At 61.0% G+C, this 15,290-nt stretch carries 14 protein-coding genes; 4 read left to right on the forward strand and 10 right to left on the reverse strand.

Going from position 1 to position 15,290, the window contains the following annotated elements:
- Nucleotides 1-3: 3 nt before the first annotated feature.
- Both HGP14_RS22015 and HGP14_RS22020 read left to right on the forward strand, forming a co-directional pair.
- Entirely contained in the window at nt 4-945 is a 942-nt protein-coding gene (locus tag HGP14_RS22015; protein WP_168832018.1) for an ABC transporter permease, read from the forward strand.
- A 2-nt stretch (nt 946-947) separates the two neighbouring features.
- Entirely contained in the window at nt 948-1,829 is an 882-nt protein-coding gene (locus tag HGP14_RS22020) for an ABC transporter permease (protein ID WP_168832019.1), read from the forward strand.
- A 253-nt stretch (nt 1,830-2,082) separates the two neighbouring features.
- Here HGP14_RS22020 and HGP14_RS22025 read toward each other — a convergent pair whose 3' ends face one another.
- Entirely contained in the window at nt 2,083-2,703 is a 621-nt protein-coding gene (locus tag HGP14_RS22025) for a helix-turn-helix domain-containing protein (protein WP_168832020.1), read from the reverse strand.
- A gap of 479 nt (nt 2,704-3,182) precedes the next feature.
- Here HGP14_RS22025 and HGP14_RS22030 point away from each other — a divergent pair, with 479 nt between their 5' ends.
- A complete protein-coding gene (locus HGP14_RS22030) occupies nt 3,183-4,100 on the forward strand; it encodes a LysR family transcriptional regulator (protein ID WP_281408112.1) in 918 nt (305 codons plus the stop codon).
- A 21-nt stretch (nt 4,101-4,121) separates the two neighbouring features.
- On the opposite strand, the gene HGP14_RS22035 is transcribed toward HGP14_RS22030, so the two are convergent.
- From HGP14_RS22035 to HGP14_RS22065, 7 genes are all read right to left on the reverse strand, one after another.
- On the reverse strand, nt 4,122-4,970 hold the full coding sequence (locus HGP14_RS22035) for a polysaccharide deacetylase family protein (protein WP_168832022.1): 849 nt from the start codon (nt 4,968-4,970) through the stop codon (nt 4,122-4,124).
- A gap of 21 nt (nt 4,971-4,991) precedes the next feature.
- The gene (locus tag HGP14_RS22040) at nt 4,992-6,371 is read right to left on the reverse strand and encodes a hypothetical protein (RefSeq protein WP_168832023.1); all 1,380 of its coding nucleotides are present in this window, start codon (nt 6,369-6,371) and stop codon (nt 4,992-4,994) included.
- A gap of 26 nt (nt 6,372-6,397) precedes the next feature.
- Nucleotides 6,398-7,768, reverse strand: a complete 1,371-nt coding sequence (locus tag HGP14_RS22045; protein ID WP_168832024.1) for a lipase family protein — start codon at nt 7,766-7,768, stop codon at nt 6,398-6,400.
- A gap of 17 nt (nt 7,769-7,785) precedes the next feature.
- Entirely contained in the window at nt 7,786-8,895 is a 1,110-nt protein-coding gene (locus HGP14_RS22050; protein ID WP_168832025.1) for an ABC transporter ATP-binding protein, read from the reverse strand.
- A 64-nt stretch (nt 8,896-8,959) separates the two neighbouring features.
- Nucleotides 8,960-10,726 (reverse strand): ABC transporter permease, encoded by a 1,767-nt coding sequence (locus tag HGP14_RS22055; RefSeq protein WP_168832026.1) that lies wholly within the window; start codon nt 10,724-10,726, stop codon nt 8,960-8,962.
- A gap of 19 nt (nt 10,727-10,745) precedes the next feature.
- Nucleotides 10,746-11,471, reverse strand: coding sequence for an SDR family NAD(P)-dependent oxidoreductase (locus HGP14_RS22060; RefSeq protein WP_168832027.1), 726 nt, complete (start codon nt 11,469-11,471; stop codon nt 10,746-10,748).
- Nucleotides 11,472-11,482: 11 nt separating this feature from the next.
- Nucleotides 11,483-12,358, reverse strand: coding sequence for a polysaccharide deacetylase family protein (locus tag HGP14_RS22065; protein WP_168832028.1), 876 nt, complete (start codon nt 12,356-12,358; stop codon nt 11,483-11,485).
- A 137-nt stretch (nt 12,359-12,495) separates the two neighbouring features.
- Here HGP14_RS22065 and HGP14_RS22070 point away from each other — a divergent pair, with 137 nt between their 5' ends.
- Nucleotides 12,496-13,587 carry an ABC transporter substrate-binding protein gene (locus HGP14_RS22070; RefSeq protein ID WP_168832029.1) on the forward strand — a complete coding sequence of 364 codons (1,092 nt, stop codon included), beginning with the start codon at nt 12,496-12,498 and terminating at the stop codon, nt 13,585-13,587.
- A gap of 237 nt (nt 13,588-13,824) precedes the next feature.
- Here the strand turns inward: HGP14_RS22070 and HGP14_RS35605 are convergent, their stop codons facing one another.
- The gene (locus tag HGP14_RS35605; protein WP_246704533.1) at nt 13,825-14,061 is read right to left on the reverse strand and encodes a sugar porter family MFS transporter; all 237 of its coding nucleotides are present in this window, start codon (nt 14,059-14,061) and stop codon (nt 13,825-13,827) included.
- A gap of 350 nt (nt 14,062-14,411) precedes the next feature.
- Complete coding sequence (locus tag HGP14_RS22080) at nt 14,412-15,182, reverse strand: HpcH/HpaI aldolase family protein (RefSeq protein WP_168832030.1); 771 nt, start codon at nt 15,180-15,182, stop codon at nt 14,412-14,414.
- Nucleotides 15,183-15,290: the final 108 nt, after the last annotated feature.

Genomic DNA, 15,290 nt, shown 5'->3' on the forward strand with positions numbered 1-15,290 from the left:
GCCATGTCCTCGCTTCTCGCGCGCCGCCTCCTGCAGCTCATTCCGACGGTTGTCCTCCTGTCGCTCATCATCTTTTCGCTTCAGCACCTGCTGCCCGGTGATCCGGCGCTGGTGCTCGCCGGCGACAATCCGGACGAGGCGACGCTCGCGGCAATCCGGGCGCAATATCACCTCGATCAGCCAATCTTCGTCCAGTATCTCTATTGGGTGAAGGGCGTACTGACCGGCGACCTCGGTGAATCCATGCGCCACAACCGCCCTGTCCTCGACCTGATCCTGCTGAAGCTGCCCGTCACGCTGCAGCTCGCGGTCATGGGTATCGTCGTCGCCCTGATCCTCGGCATCACCGGCGGCGTCATTTCGGCGCTGAAGCAGAACACAGCCGTGGACTATGCGACGAACGTCGTGTCGCTCGCCGGCATTTCGGTACCGAACTTCTGGCTCGGCATCATGCTGATCCTGTTCTTTTCGGTCCATCTCGGTTGGCTGCCGGCGTCCGGCTTCGTCAGTCCTTGGGAGGACTGGCGGATGAGCCTTTCGACGACGGTCATGCCTGCCTTCGTGCTCGGCATGGCGATCGCCGGCGTCATCATGCGCCATACCCGGGGAGCGATGCTGCAGGCGCTCGAGAGCGACTACGTACGAACGGCACGCGCCAAGGGCTTGAGCGAGTGGGTCGTAGTGTTCAAGCATGCAATGCGCAACGCGCTGACGCCGATCATCACACTCGGCGCGCTCGAATTCGGCGCACTGCTCTCGGGCGCTGTGTTGACGGAGCAGATCTTTACGATTCCCGGCTTCGGCAAGCTGATCGTCGATGCGGTCTTTACCCGCGATTATCCCGTCGTCCAAGGTGTCGTTCTCGTGACCTCGCTTTTCTACATCATCCTCAACCTGCTGGCTGATATCGGATATATCCTCGTCAACCCCCGATTGAGAGGCTGACCGTGCTGACGATTTCGGAAACCCAAACCTCGACCAATTCCGTAACGAGCTTCTTTCGGAGCCGCCTGTGGCGGCGGCTGTCGAAACGCAAAAGCGCACTCGTCGGCCTCGTCGTCGTGCTTTTCATGGTGTTCGTCGCGGTCTTCGCGCCGGTTCTCGCCCCCTATGATCCGGCCGCACAAAGCTGGACCGCGGTGCGCAAGGCACCGTCCGCCCTCCACTGGATGGGAACCGACGAAGCCGGCCGCGACATTCTCTCCCGCATCGTCTGGGGAGCCCGCGCTTCGCTGATGGCGGGTCTGACATCGGTCGGCATCGCCATGGCGATCGGCGTGCCGCTCGGGCTTGCCGCAGGCTTCCTTGACGGCCTCGTCGACGGCTTGATCAGCCGCTTCACAGACGCCATGCTCGCCTGTCCTTTCCTGATCCTGGCGATCGCTTTTGCGGCCTTCCTGGGACCGAGCCTGACCAATGCGATGCTGGCGATCGGCATCACCGCCATGCCGCTGTTCATCCGGCTGACGCGCGGCCAGGTGCTTTCCATCAAGGCCGAGGAATATGTCGAGGCGGCAAGCGCGGTCGGCAATCCGCAATGGCGCATCGCAGTCCGGCATATCCTGCCGAACATCCTGCCGCAGCTCATGGTTCAGGCGACGCTGACGATTGCGTCGGCGATCATAGCGGAAGCCAGCATGTCCTTCCTCGGACTCGGCCTGCAGCCACCGGCGCCTTCCTGGGGCTCGATGCTCAATTCCGCCCAGCGCTTCCTGGGCAACGCACCCTGGATGGCGCTCTGGCCCGGCATGGCGATTTTCATGACGGTGCTGTCGTTCAACCTGCTCGGCGATGGCCTGCGCGACGCGCTCGATCCCCGTTCGCGATAGGCAATGTGGTTTCTGCCCTCGGTACGGGAGTCTGCTGAGCACGCATGGCTTCCTCGGCAGCTTGGGAATCCCTGGCTACTGTCGACCGAGCCCTCGTTCTGAAGGTATTCGAACCAATAGCCCGCATTTAGAGCCAACGCGTATTGGCTTTTGCGCTTGGGGGAAGCCATTCCAGTTTCTCACCCAGAACATAAATTCTTTGCCTCGGGAAAGGTGAACTAGAATAAAACAGGACGGACTCGCCTCCGGGCATTCAGGCCGGCTGCGTCGAGAACACGCTGACCACTTCGCACTCGATCCTGTTGGTATTGCAGAAACGGTGTGACAGGCTCCCCTGGAGCGAGTAGGCATCGCCGGGACCGAGAACGCTGCGGACGCCGTCGATTGTCACCTGAAGATGGCCGCGGACGATCACCCCGCCCTGGAGGCTCTCGCTGGTGCTAACGCGGTTTCCCGTGTCGGCACCGGGCTGATAGAAAGTGTGCATGATCTGCGCCGCCCCCTCGCCCGGTAGTTCGAGCCGACGCGTGGTCACGGACCCGGATGAAACCTCCGCCAGCTCGGCCGCACGATAGATCGATTTCCGCGCAATGGCCGCAGTGCCATCAAAGAAGTCCGACAAAGAGACGGGTAGCGCAGCAAGGATGCGCTTCAGCATAGCCACGGATGGGCTCGTACGGTTCTGTTCGATCAATGAAATCGTCGTATTCGATATATCCGCCCTCAAGGCAAGTTGACGTTGGGATAGGTGCGCTGCTATGCGGGCCTGCTTCAAGCGAAGCCCGAGATCGAACTCCCACTGGCTAGCGCCGTCCGCCAACTCGTCAAAGTTGGCATGCGTTTCTACCATGGCGCTCTTTGCAATCGTCTCCACGAAGTTCCATCCAAAGCGATTAATTGCTGACTTAATCAGTATCAGCATTATCGCATGAGATTTGACGAGCCTGCAATGCGATTTTTAGGTCAAATTTGACAAAGGGCGCTTCAGGCCCCGGTTTTGTCAAATTTATTGGGATGAAATGTAAAATATGCCCAATATTTAGGCGCTTCGGCGTTAAGCTGGATATTATATTCGCTTTCCATGATGTAACGGGCTCGCCGCGGGCATTGGCTTCCGCTCCATAGCTCAATTACGCCGCCGATTTGTCATGCCAGGCTAAACGACAACAGTTCTTCGCGGGGAAACTCCGGATTTTTCACTGGTGCGCCGATCGGACTGATGTAGACTTCCTCATCCCTCCTGCTTGGGAGTGGCGGGGGGCGGTTCAACACGATGAAGTGCATATTGCCCGCTTGGATATCGAGGAGTGTATCCTGACAAAGTTCCCTGATCTGCGTTCGCTTTCCCAATATATGATCGTGTGCAATGCCCCCAACATGAAGGCAGCGGCAGTTCGTCTCGGCGTCTCCCCCGCGGCGATTTCGCAGTCGATTGCCCGGCTGGAGCGCGATTTCGGTGTTGCCCTACTCGAGCGCAGCTCGCACGGCATCCGACTGACTCCGGCAGGAGCCGCGTTGCGCCGTCATGCGTCGATCCTGCTCGAAGTCGGGGAGGAGATGCTCGAGACGCTGGACGGGTACCGGAACCTTGCTTTGCCGAGGCTGCGCATCTGCGTTCGTGAAACGGTCGCGAAGGTGCTGCTGCCAACACTTATCACCTCCTTCAGCGATATGGTCGGCGATCTCTCGGTCCAGTCGACACCGCGCTCGGACTATATCGAGGAGTTCTTGCGTGGAGTCTGGGATATCCTGATCTCCACCGACGATCTCTCCCATATTCCCAACATCGAGAGCCAGCCGCTCTTCCGCGAGCGCCTGATCGCCATCGTTCCAGCTGAGGTCTACCGGTCCACCACCAGCATCGCCGAGATCGCCCAGCGGCTGACCTTCCTCAGTAACGGCGTGCCGGCGCAGTTGCTGGCACTGACCAAGCGCTATTTCGACGAAAACGACGTCGTCATCAGCCGCAGCACTGACTGTCTTTCGACCGGCGCGACACTCGATCTCGTGGCACAGGGCTTCGGATGGGCCGTCATCACGCCGCTCAGCCTCGCGCGGCTCTATTTTGACATGGAGAAAATCGCCTGGGTGATGCTACCGGCGCAATATAGTCGCGAACTCTATCTTTCCAACGAGAAAAACAGGCTGATGGACGTGCCGAACGATCTCGCCCGCGAATGCCGCCGGGCTTTCGTTGCCGAGATAGCGACATGGCACCGCCGCCTGCCGCCAGAGGCATTCGACGCCGTCGAGGTGCTCGGCGTCAACTGAAGGCTCCCATGAATTTTCGGTTCAGGCGACCGGCTGGTAGAGCTCAGGCACCATGTCTGACTTCAACATGAAATCGGCGATCTCGGCGCGGGTCGGGCGCCATACCTCTTCGCGTTCCGCCATCAGGCTCAGCATCTTTTCGAATGCATAGGCCATGTAGGGACGGCCGCCGAGCTCGGCATGGACGAGCGCGTCGATGCGGCCGGGCTTGCCGCGCTTTGCCTCTTCCAGGACGAAGTCGAAGGCGTCGCTGAAGCCTTCGAGCGCCATGCGGCCGCTGCTCGCCCCGCCGTTCCAGGCGCGGAAATCGTTGAAGAACCAGTGCTTTGGAATGATGGTGATGACCTTGCCGTCGACCTCGACGAGGTATGGCAGGTCGTCGTCGCACTGGTCACCACACCAAGTATAGCCCTCTTCCGCGAGGATGCCGAGCGTTTCGCGGGTGTGGTAGCCGCCGGGGCTGACCCAGCCGACGGGGCGCGTGCCTGTCACATCCGCGATGATCTTCGTCACCTCCCCGATCTCCGCCCGCTGCTCATCCGGATTGAGGTCGATCATCTTGATGTCGTTCGTCGTGCCATGCCCGGCGATCTCATGACCGGCATCATGCAGGGCGCGGATGGCTTCCGGCCAGCGTCTGACAGCAAGACCATTGACGTCGATCGTGGCGCGGAAGCCGGTGCGCTCCAATACTTCGATGATGCGCCAGATGCCGGCATTGCCGCCGTAGTTGGAATGGGAGACCGAAACGAGGTTGATCTCCAGCCCCTTGGCCTTCTTGAAATGCCCTCCTCGTACGAAAGCTTCGAAGGCAACCGTTGCGGTGGCGCAGACCAGCTTGTTGCCCGGCCATTGAATTTTGGTTCGCATGAATTCGCTCCTTGGAAAGTCTCAGACCACGAAGAAGCCGTTGACGATGGCGTCGTGGTAAAGCTTGGCGGCACAGGGCGCGACGCCGATCGGCAGATCGGCCTCGGGCTTGGTGTAGGTGTGGACGCCAGCCCCCAAGCGGCAGACGGCGGTGCGCGGCGCAGGCTTCATCTCGCGGAACATCGGGATGATCACCTCCCGGTAGACCTCGGGGCTGTGGTCGCGGCTGTCCTTGGTGATGACGAAGAGGAAGGGCGGCACCGACTTGACATCGGGACCGGTCAGCTCATGCGTCAGGCCGGTATAGTGATCGACCAGTTCCTGCGTCGCCGTTTCGTTCATGCCGAGGCGCTTGGCGGTCACCCGAGCCGCCTCTTCGAGCGCGCCGACGATATTGTGAGTGATCATGTATTCGGCCTTGAACTGCGGCCGCTTGCGCGCAACCTCCCAGGCCTCCAGGATCTCCTCCATCAGCGAGGGCAGGCGCATCATCACATTCGGCCCTTCCTGACCGAGTGCTTCCGGGCCGCGATAGCGGGCAAGGTCGCGCCAGGTGCGGATGTAGAGATCGTTGAACGGGTCCTTCCACGGATCGCCTTTCTCGGAAACCCGCTTGAAGCCCTCGATCTTGCCGACATGGCCGCTCCAGAGGTGCTTGCGCTCGTTGATATAACCGAAGGTCGAGTTCTCGATGGCGATGACGCCGGCGATATTGGGCACGCGCTGCGACAGCATCGAGACGTAAGGCCCCCCGGTCGAGTGGCCGTGCACATAGATCGAGAACTCGCCTTCGGGAAAATGGCGGGCGCAGGCCGTCTTCATGCCAAGCTCGAAGGCCATCGGCCAGCCGGCCATGCGGTCGTAGAAACGGCTGCCGGGCTTGGCGCGCGCCAATGTGCGCGTGCCGTATTTGATATGCTTGGAGCGATCGCGGATCAGCTCGTATTGGTCGGGGCTCACATATTCGCCCGCCTGCCAGATCGGCGTGCGCACCGTGCCGTCGGCATTGATCGTGTCGGCTGGCCAGTCGCGGCTCTCATCGTCGAGGTAGAGACGGCCGGGGAAGGTCATGGTAACAACCTTGAAGGCGAATTTCTGCGCGAAGAGCAGCGCGAACTTTTCCACCGATTTGTAGTCGCCCGAGCCGCCGTGCAGCAGGAAGATGCCGACCTTCTTGCCGTCGGCGCCCCGCTTGATCGAATCCGCCGGCTGCGGCTCGTAGACGCGCACGCCGATATCCCATTCCATGCCGACGGTCTCGACGCGGAAGATATCCTCGCGCTCGTCCAGCGGCACGTTGGGCATCGCCAGCACGGCATTCGAGGAGGCAATGACATCCGCCCTCGATACCGTTTCGGGCACGTCGCCGGCCGTCTTCTTATCTTCCGCAATTGCGCTCATGATATTACCCCGACAGTTTCAGACATTTAAAGGAAGTAGCCGTGAGTGATCGCCGCGTGATAGACGGCGGCGGCCGGCGGAACGATGCCGAGCGGCAGGCCCGGCTCTGCTTTGTTGTAGGTATGGACACCCGCGCCGAAGCGGATGAGCTTGACCCTCGGTGCCGGCTCGATCTTGGCGAACATCGGCATCACCACCTCCTCGTAGACCTCGGGATTGTGGTCGCGGCTGTCCTTGGCGATGATGAAGAGCACGGGCGGAACCGGCTTGGTCCCCGGTCCCGTCTGCGGATAGGGGAAGCCGCGGTAATGCTCGATCAGCTTGGCGCGTTCCTCGCCCGACAGCTTCAACCGGTCGGCGACCGCTTCGGCGGCGGCTGTCAGCGAGGCGACGATATTGTGGGTGATCGTATATTCCGCCTTGAACTGCGGGCGAGCCTTGGTGCGGTCCCACCAGTCGAGGATGTCCTCGATCAGCCACGGCAGGCGCATCAGCGCATTCGGCCCTTCCTGGCCGAGCGCTTCCGGGCCGGCATAGCGGGCACGGTCGCGCCAGGTGCGGATATAGAGTTCGTTGAAGGGGTCGCTGCGTGGTGCAGCCTTCTTGGTGACACGCTCATAGCCGGAGATCTTGCCAAGCGCACCCGACCAGTGGTGCTGCTGCTCCTGGATGAAGCCGAAGGGCGAATTCTCGACGGCTATGACACCCGCGATATTCGGCACGCGCTGGGAGATCATGAAGACCATCGGCCCGCCGGTCGAATGGCCGGTGACATAGATCGAATAGTCGGCTTCCGGGAAGTGCCGGCGCATCGCCTCCTTCATGCCTTCCTCGAAGGCGACGGGCCATGCCGCCATGCGGTCGTAGAAGCGCGAGCCGGGCTTGGCGCGGGCGACGGTGCGCGTGCCGTAGCGCATGCGCATCGACGTGTCGCGGATCACTTCATACTGGTCCGGCGTGATATGTTCGCCGCGCAGCCACATCGGCGTGCGCACGGTGCCGTCGGCCATGATCGTGTCGCCCGGCCAGTCGTGGTTTGGATCGTCGAAATAGAGACGGCCAGGGAAAGTCATGGCGACCGCCTTGTGCCCGAACTTGGCGGCATAGGTCTTCGCCATCGGTTCCATCGACTTGTAGTCGCCGGAACCGCCATGGAGAAGGAAGATGCCGATCTTCTTGCCGTCGGCGCCGCGTGCCGCCTGGGCTTCATCTTCCGGCTCGTAGACAGTCACGCCCATGTCCCAGTCGAGGCCGAGGGCGCTGATGCGGAAGATGTCTTCCGTCTGCCGGAGCGGGAGATCGGGCTTTGCCAGCACTTCGTCCGACAGCCTCAGGAGTTCATCGCGGCTGACATCGGTCGGCGGCCGCCATTCCTGGTTCTTGAGCGAGGTTTCCATTCTATCCTCCAATAATCTTAGGAAAGCCGGTCATTGGCCGGCAGAACGATGCAGGCCTCCGGCGCGATTTCGAGCGTGATCGGATCGCCGATGGCAGGATCAGCGCCGCGGCCGACTAGGCACCGAACCTTGATGCCGTTCGCCTGGACGTCGACCTCCATCACGGCGCCGACGAAGAGGGCAAAATCGATCGTTCCGGAGAAGTGGTTGATCCCCGATGTGTTGATCGCCGATGCGACACGCAGGTCCTCCGGACGCAGGCTGAGCTGAGCATCATCGCCGATCTTCAGGCTTTCGGTCGGATCGGTGCCGCGAAACTTGCCGAGCGGCGTGTCGACCAGCACGACATGCGAGGCGGCATCGACTTCAAGGATCCTGCCGGAGACGAAATTGGTGGTGCCGATAAAGCTCGCGGTGAAGGCATTGCGCGGCTTGCGGTAGATCTGTGTCGGGCGGCCATGTTCGACCACCTTGCCGTCCTTCATGACGACGATCCAATCGGACATCGCCAGCGCTTCCGCTTGGTCGTGCGTGACATAGATGGACGTCAGCCCGATCTGGCGCTGCAGCCGGCTGAGTTCCGCACGCATCTCGCCGCGCAACTGGGCGTCGAGGTTGCTGAGGGGTTCGTCGAATAGCAGCGCCTTCGGCTTGCCGACCAGCGCGCGGGCTATGGCGACGCGCTGCTGCTGCCCACCGGAAAGGCGCGGCGCCGGCCGGTCGGCGAGATGCGCCAGGCGCACGACCTCCAGTGCTTCCATGGCAACCTTGCGGCGTTCCGCCTTCGGTATGCCCCGCCCTTCCAGGGCATAGGCGACGTTTTCGAGCACCGTCATATGCGGCCAGATGGCATAGGACTGGAAGACCATGCCGAGTGAGCGCCGGTTCGGCGGCACGAAGATGCCGGCTTGCGGATCCGCGACCGTCTGGCCGTCGATGACGATGCGGCCGCTGCTGGCGCGTTCGAGACCGGCGATGCAGCGCAGCGTCGTCGTCTTGCCGCAGCCGGAGGGGCCAAGCAGCGTCACCATCTCGCCGCGGTCGACATTCAGGCTGACGCCGCTGACCGCAAAGATACTTTCGGAACCGGTCGGGAAGCCCTTCTTGAGCTGTTCGATGGTAATCATTTCGCTCCTCGCCTGATCTGACGCGGTGATGGATATTCGGAATGGGAAGCGGGACCGGCCGACATTAGAGCTGCTCCTTGACGCCGTAGCGTCGGCCGATGGCATTCGAGATCGAAACCAGGATCATCAGCACCAGGAACATCAGCACGCCGAAGGCGCTGACGCTCATGAAGGAGCCCTGTTCCCAAAGATCGTAGATGACGACAGCCGCGGTGCGATTGTCGGCGCGGGCGAGCATGAGGGCCAGCGTCAGTTCGCGATAGGCATGCACCATGACCCAGAACCAGGCGCCGAGCAGGCCGGGCTTCAGCAGCGGCAGCATGATCTTGAAGAAGTTCCGCACCCAGGAGACGCCGGCCACCTGGGCCGCTTCCTCGAGCTCGCTGTGGATCTGGCCCATCGACGTCGACACGAAACGCAGCGAGACGGGCATGAATTTCGTGACATAGGCGAGGAAGATGATGGTCAGCGTTCCGATAACGGGAAGCGGCACCAGCAGGTAGAACCACATGAAGGCGGCACCGAGTACGACGCTCGGGATGGCGATCGAGCCGAAGGCCAGGAAATCCAGGACCCTGCGGCCCGGCATGCGGCTCTTGTGGGCGAAATAAGCAATCAGCGTCACGAAGAGCACAACAAAGGTCGCGGTGACCACACCAAGGATAGTGCTGTTGATCATCGGATTGATGAGGTAGTCGTCCTCGAAGAGATCGGCATAGTTCTTCAGTGTCATCGTCTCGAAGGCGATCGCACTCGGCGGCTGGTAGAAGGGCAACAGCGAGACATAGACCATCATCAGGAACGGCAAGATGGTGATCATGAAAACCAGCAGCAGCGAGATGGCGAAGGTCAGGTATCGCCATTTGCCGAGATCGGTCTTGCGCGGTTTGAAGTCCTTGCCGGTGATCGTCTGGTAGCGCTCGCCATGGCGCACCAGCCTGAAATAGAAGGCGAGCAACACGATCGCCAGCACCAGCATCGCCATCGAATAGGCGCCGGAAAGGCCCCAATCGACTGGTGTCTGCGAGGTGTTGAAGAAGATCTCCGTCGAATAGACCTTGATATCGGCGCGCCCGCCGATCAGCAGCGGCACCTCAAAGGTCTCGACCGTGGTGATGAAGAGCAGCAGCAGGGCGGCGCCGACGGCAGGCAGCGCAAGCGGCAACGAGATGCGGAACAAGGTGCGGAAAGTCCCCGCCCCCGTCATGGTCGAGGCTTCCTCGAGGCGCGGGTCCATTGCCTGAAAGGCCGAGGACAGCAGCAGATAGGCGAGCGGCACCATCTCGATCGCATGGATCCAGACCATGCCGCCGAAGCTGTAGACATTGAGGAAATTGCGGATGCCTGTGGCATTCTTGATCAGCGCATTGAGGATGCCGATGTTCGGGCTTGCGAGCAGGATCCAGACGATGGTGATCAGGATGCTCGGAATGACGATGCGGGCCAACATGATCGTGCCGATCAGCTTGGCGCAGGGCGTGTTCGTCCGCTCCACCACCCAGGCGATGAAGGCGCCGAAGACAAAGGCAAGCAGCGTCGAGGCGAGTGAGAAAGTCAGCGTCTCGTAGGTCGCGCCCCAGAATTCCGAGGTGCCGAAGGCCTTGACGTAATTGTCGAAGCTGAAGGTGGTGAGGCTGAGGAAGCCCTCTTCCCCCGGCCGCATCGTCTTGAAGCTTGTCCAGACGATCATGATGAATGGCAGCACGACCTGATAGACGAGCACCAGCATGACCAGAACGAAGACGACGCCACGCCAGCTTATGGCCGGGTTGCCCATCGTCGGTCTGCGCGACACCTGATCGGAAGGCGCCATTTTTTCGACTGCAGTCATTGATCCACTATCCAGGTTGCTAGTGCAGCGCCGTGCCGCCGGAGACATCGAGGCAACTGCCCGTGATGTGGCTTGCCTGCTCCGAGAGCAGGAAGGCGACGGCATTGCCGACATCGCGCGGGCTTGTCGGCGTGCCGAGTGGCGAGCGCGTCTCGCTGTCGATATCCTTCTTCCACCGTGCCGCCGTATTGCCGGGCGCCACCGTGTTCACGCGGATGCCGTGCCGTCCCACCTCCTGAGACAGCGACTGGGTGAAGGCGATGATCGCTGCCTTGGATGCCGAATAGATCGAGGCCTGCGGCCCACCACGAAGGCCGCGGGCTGCCGTGATGCTGACAATGCCGCCGCGCTTGCGGGCGATCATGTCGGGCAGCACCGAGCGGCAGCAGTTCAGCACGCCCTTGAGATTGATCTCCAGCATGCGGTCCTGCTCCTCGATCGTGAAATCGATGAAGTCCTTCTTCGGGATGCCGATGCCGCGTCCGCCGCCGGCGACGTTGACGAGCGCATCGAAACCGCCATGGCGCGCCTTGATGGCCTCGATAACGCCAGCGACTTCGTCCGGCTTCGTCACGTCCATACGATGGACTTCCGACCGGGCCGGTTCGGGAAGGCCCGCGGCCACCTGGTTGGCATGGTCGACGTTGATGTCGGTGATGGCGACATGCCATCCGGCTTCATTCAGACATTGGGCTATAGCTTCGCCGATCAGGCTCCCGCCGCCCGTAATCATTGCTACGTGCATAATGGAGAACCTTAATCCAGCGGCCGGTAGGCTTCGGGCTTCAGACCAGACGATTTCAGGATGTAGTCCGCCATTTCGGCGCGCCGGGGGATCCACACCTCGCCCTGATACTGCTTGACGTAGCGGATCATCGCTTCGAGCGCGGTGGCGATATTCGGCCGGCCGCCGAGTTCGGCGTGGACGATGACGTCGACGGCGCCGGGCCGCCCACGCAACGCTTCCTGATAGATATAGTCGAAGGAAGTCTTGAAGCCTTCGAAATAGGTGGTTGCATTGCCGAGCCCGTTTGACCAGGCGCGCCAGTCATTGGCGTAGTTGAGTTTCGGGATCACTGCGATCTGCCTGCTGGAGACCTCGGCGATATAGGGCACGTCGTCGTCGAACGCATCGCCGAACCAAGTATAGCCCTCGTCGGCCACGATGCCGAGCGTTTCGGCCGTTACCAGATTGCCTGGGCCGGCCCAACCGACCGGGCGTTCGCCGGTGCACTCGGTGATGATGCGGGTGCAGCCGCGTACTTCCTCGCGCTGCTCCTCCGGCGTCAGATCCGTCATGTGGTGATCGTTGGTCATGCCATGGCTGCAGATCTCATGACCGGCGGCATGAAGCGCCTTGACGGTGTCCGGCCACTTCTCGACGGCGTAACCGTTGACGCCGATCGAAGCACGGACATCGTGTCTGTCAAATATATCCATCAACCGCCAGATGCCGACCGCACCACCATAATTGGCGTGCGAGAGCGACGAGACGTTGACCGGTATCTTTGGCGACTTCTTGAAACGCCCACTTTTCTGAAAGGCCTCGTAGGCAACGCGGAATGTGCAACAAACGAGTTTATCCTCTGGCCAACGCAGCTTCGGCTGCGGCCACTGAACGCCATAATGCATGATAGCAGTTCCCCTGCTGATATTTGTTGTTTGACATTCGAAGGGCTAGCACGTCATAAAATATTTGACAATGCCCTTAATACATTTGACAACCTTATGCGTCGAAACACCACGAACTTGACAATAAGGGGAACCCAATGAAGATCATGAAGCGCGTGCAGAGCATGGGAATTTTGCTGGCTGTCACCGTGGGGCTGACGGCAGGTGCTGCAAGCCGCACATTCGCGCAGGAATTAACCGCGGACGAAAAGATCTATGCCGATCTAGCCAAGCTCGATCCGGCGGAGCGCCAGAAAAAGATCGAGGAAGGCGCCAAGGCCGAGGGCGAGCTTTCCCTCATTCATACCTGGCGTGGCGAACTGTCCCGCGATCATCTGAAGCTTTTTCAGAAGAGATATCCCTTCCTCAAGGTCGAGCTCATCGATATCGGTTCGCAGGATGCCGCCGACCGGCTGCTCGCCGAAGAGACCGCAGGCCGCCATCTAACGGATGCGATCAACATGTCACTAGGCGACAGTAGTGGCGTGCGGCAGCTCTTTGCCCATTATCCAACACCTGCCACCAAGGCCATCCTGCCGCAATACAACGGCTTCCTCGATCCGGATAACCGTTGGGTTCCCTTTTACTGGAGCGAACACGGCATCTCCTACAACAGCAACATGCTGACACCCGAACAGGCGCCCAAGTCCTGGGAGAATCTCTGCAAGCCGGAATATAAGGGCCAGATTTCCTTTGATCCGCCGGAAGTGCGCTTCCTGCTCGGCATGTACGCCATCCTTGGCCCCGACAAGATCGAGAACTGGATGAAATGCATCGGCGAGAATGATCCGATCATCCAGCGCGGCCATACCCAGCGCGTCCAACTGATGGCCGCCGGCGACTACGCGATCCAGGGCGACAACTATCTCTATCAGGGCCTTCTGATGAAGAAGGAGAACCCGTCCACGCCGTTCCAGCCGGTCTGGTCGGCTCCCGTCCAGGCGACCGCCGGCGTGATGATCATCAACAAGAACGCGCCGCATCCCTATGCCGCGGCCCTCTGGTGCGACTGGGTGCTTTCCGACGAAAGCCAGAGATATACCGCCGAGCGATATCGTGGCCCGGTAACCATTCCACATCCGTATATGCCGGCCGACGCCAAGATCGTCATCTCGGACTCCTCCGACCCGGCGCTCGGCAAGCGCCTACTCGATATGTGGGATAAGTATGCTACACATGGCAAGGACTGACGGCTGACAGCCTGCGTTCAGGACGACATCACGGGCCGGACGACGGCCCGTTTTTTTTCCGAGACCACGTTGTTCGCCCGGATTGCGTAAGATATCGAGCCGTTTCCCCAGCCGCTGCCGCCGATCATCACCCAACGACGTTGTCACCCATCTCTGCCCGACGGTGGTTCGTTTCCCGCGTTTAGTTGAGACTGGCCAAGTCCGGACTGCTCGGATCCGGCATCGGCCCACAAGCCATCAGGCGATGATGGTGCGTACGCGGAAGGTCGGGGACAATAGTTCACGCCATCGGCTTCGCGTCCGCGGCGCGGCCTGAACCTTGCCGCCGAGCGCCAATGTCGCTTCGTGGTAGGCGCGATCGACGAAAGAATAGCCGGGATCCTTGCGCCTTGCACTCTCTTCGGCTTTCTCCGCTCCGTCGAGCCGGCTCTGGCCGATCAACCAACGCGGCGATTCGGGAAGCGGGTAGAGCAAATAGGCAATCAGCAGGCGAAGATGCCGCCGACGATGAAAAGCGATTTCCAGCCGAAGACCGGCACAATCAACGTGCCGATCTGGCCCGTGATCATCAGCCCGACCGGGAAGATCAGCTCGTAGAGCATTAAGTTGCGCCGGGGCGAAGGATAAAGAGGCGCCGAATGCAGTTCGGGTACCGGCTCGGCCCGAGCTGGCGAGATACCGTCACGACATAGAACGTGGGACAGCTATCGTGATCCATACGATCAGATCACCCGAAGGAACTATGCGACCATTATTCGACAGCGAGATTTCCACCGGCTATGGGAGGCTGACGATGACGGCTCAATCCGCCCGAACAAAATTCGTTAATCAGCTGACGAGCCTGCCTTGCGTGCTGCGGCCAGATTATCGAAAACAGCCGCACCGAGAAACATGGTGTCGCTGGCAAGAACAAAGAAGCTGATCCCTACCCGCCGCCATCTGCCTACATCGGCGGGCGACGGCCGGAAGATGCCGACGGTACGACCCGCGTGTAAAGCCGCTGACGTGATCGTCCCGATCGCACGGTCCAGCTTTTCCTGGCCGTCCGATCCCATGGCATCGATAGAAACCGACAAATCGCCGGGACCGATGAAAATCAGATCCACGCCCTCAACGGCAACAATCTCCTCGATGTTGGCCAGCCCCTCGGCCGTCTCGACCTGTATCGCCAGCACCAGCGTCTCGTTGGCCTTGGCCAGATAGTCCGGGATGCGGTAGCCATAACCCGCCGCGCGCCCGGGGCCAACGCCGCGGTTGCCGATCGGCGGGTAGCGCGTGGCAGACACGGCGGCCTTGGCCTGTTCGGCGGTCGAAACCCTGGGAACGAGGACGCCCCCGGCGCCGGCATCGAGGACGGCCGCAATCGCTTCCGGCGCATGACCGGGAACGCGCACCAGCGCCGTAACCGAATGGACATCCGCCGCACGCACCAGATCCTCGATCCGCTCGCGGCCGATCTGGGCGTGCTCCCAATCGATGCAGATGAAATCAGGCCTGGACTGGGCCATCACCTCGACGGCCACCGGATGCGGGATCGCTGAAAAGGTGCCGACGAGCAACGCCCGATTGAGGCACTGCGTACGAAAATCATTCATCTCAGCATCTCCGGTCGGCTTCCGTGGTCCGTGATCGAGAAGGTTTAAACATAAAGCAATTTGCGCTCAAGCCAAAAACATGGTCAAGCTAAGGCATAGGCAGCGCGC

The organism is Rhizobium sp. P32RR-XVIII (assembly GCF_012641395.1).
Taxonomy (GTDB): domain Bacteria; phylum Pseudomonadota; class Alphaproteobacteria; order Rhizobiales; family Rhizobiaceae; genus Rhizobium.

Excerpts from the sequence above, each read along its gene's own strand:
- HGP14_RS22040 (WP_168832023.1), bottom strand. The coding sequence starts at position 6,371 with ATGAGCGCAATTGCGGAAGATAAGAAGACGGCCGGCGACGTGCCCGAA.
- HGP14_RS22070 (WP_168832029.1), top strand. The coding sequence starts at position 12,496 with ATGAAGATCATGAAGCGCGTGCAGAGCATGGGAATTTTGCTGGCTGTC.
- HGP14_RS22015 (WP_168832018.1), top strand. The coding sequence starts at position 4 with ATGTCCTCGCTTCTCGCGCGCCGCCTCCTGCAGCTCATTCCGACGGTT.
- HGP14_RS22050 (WP_168832025.1), bottom strand. The coding sequence starts at position 8,895 with ATGATTACCATCGAACAGCTCAAGAAGGGCTTCCCGACCGGTTCCGAA.
- HGP14_RS22080 (WP_168832030.1), bottom strand. The coding sequence starts at position 15,182 with ATGAATGATTTTCGTACGCAGTGCCTCAATCGGGCGTTGCTCGTCGGC.
- HGP14_RS22055 (WP_168832026.1), bottom strand. The coding sequence starts at position 10,726 with ATGACTGCAGTCGAAAAAATGGCGCCTTCCGATCAGGTGTCGCGCAGA.
- HGP14_RS22060 (WP_168832027.1), bottom strand. The coding sequence starts at position 11,471 with ATGCACGTAGCAATGATTACGGGCGGCGGGAGCCTGATCGGCGAAGCT.
- HGP14_RS22030 (WP_281408112.1), top strand. The coding sequence starts at position 3,183 with ATGATCGTGTGCAATGCCCCCAACATGAAGGCAGCGGCAGTTCGTCTC.
- HGP14_RS22045 (WP_168832024.1), bottom strand. The coding sequence starts at position 7,768 with ATGGAAACCTCGCTCAAGAACCAGGAATGGCGGCCGCCGACCGATGTC.
- HGP14_RS22035 (WP_168832022.1), bottom strand. The coding sequence starts at position 4,970 with ATGCGAACCAAAATTCAATGGCCGGGCAACAAGCTGGTCTGCGCCACC.
- HGP14_RS22065 (WP_168832028.1), bottom strand. The coding sequence starts at position 12,358 with ATGCATTATGGCGTTCAGTGGCCGCAGCCGAAGCTGCGTTGGCCAGAG.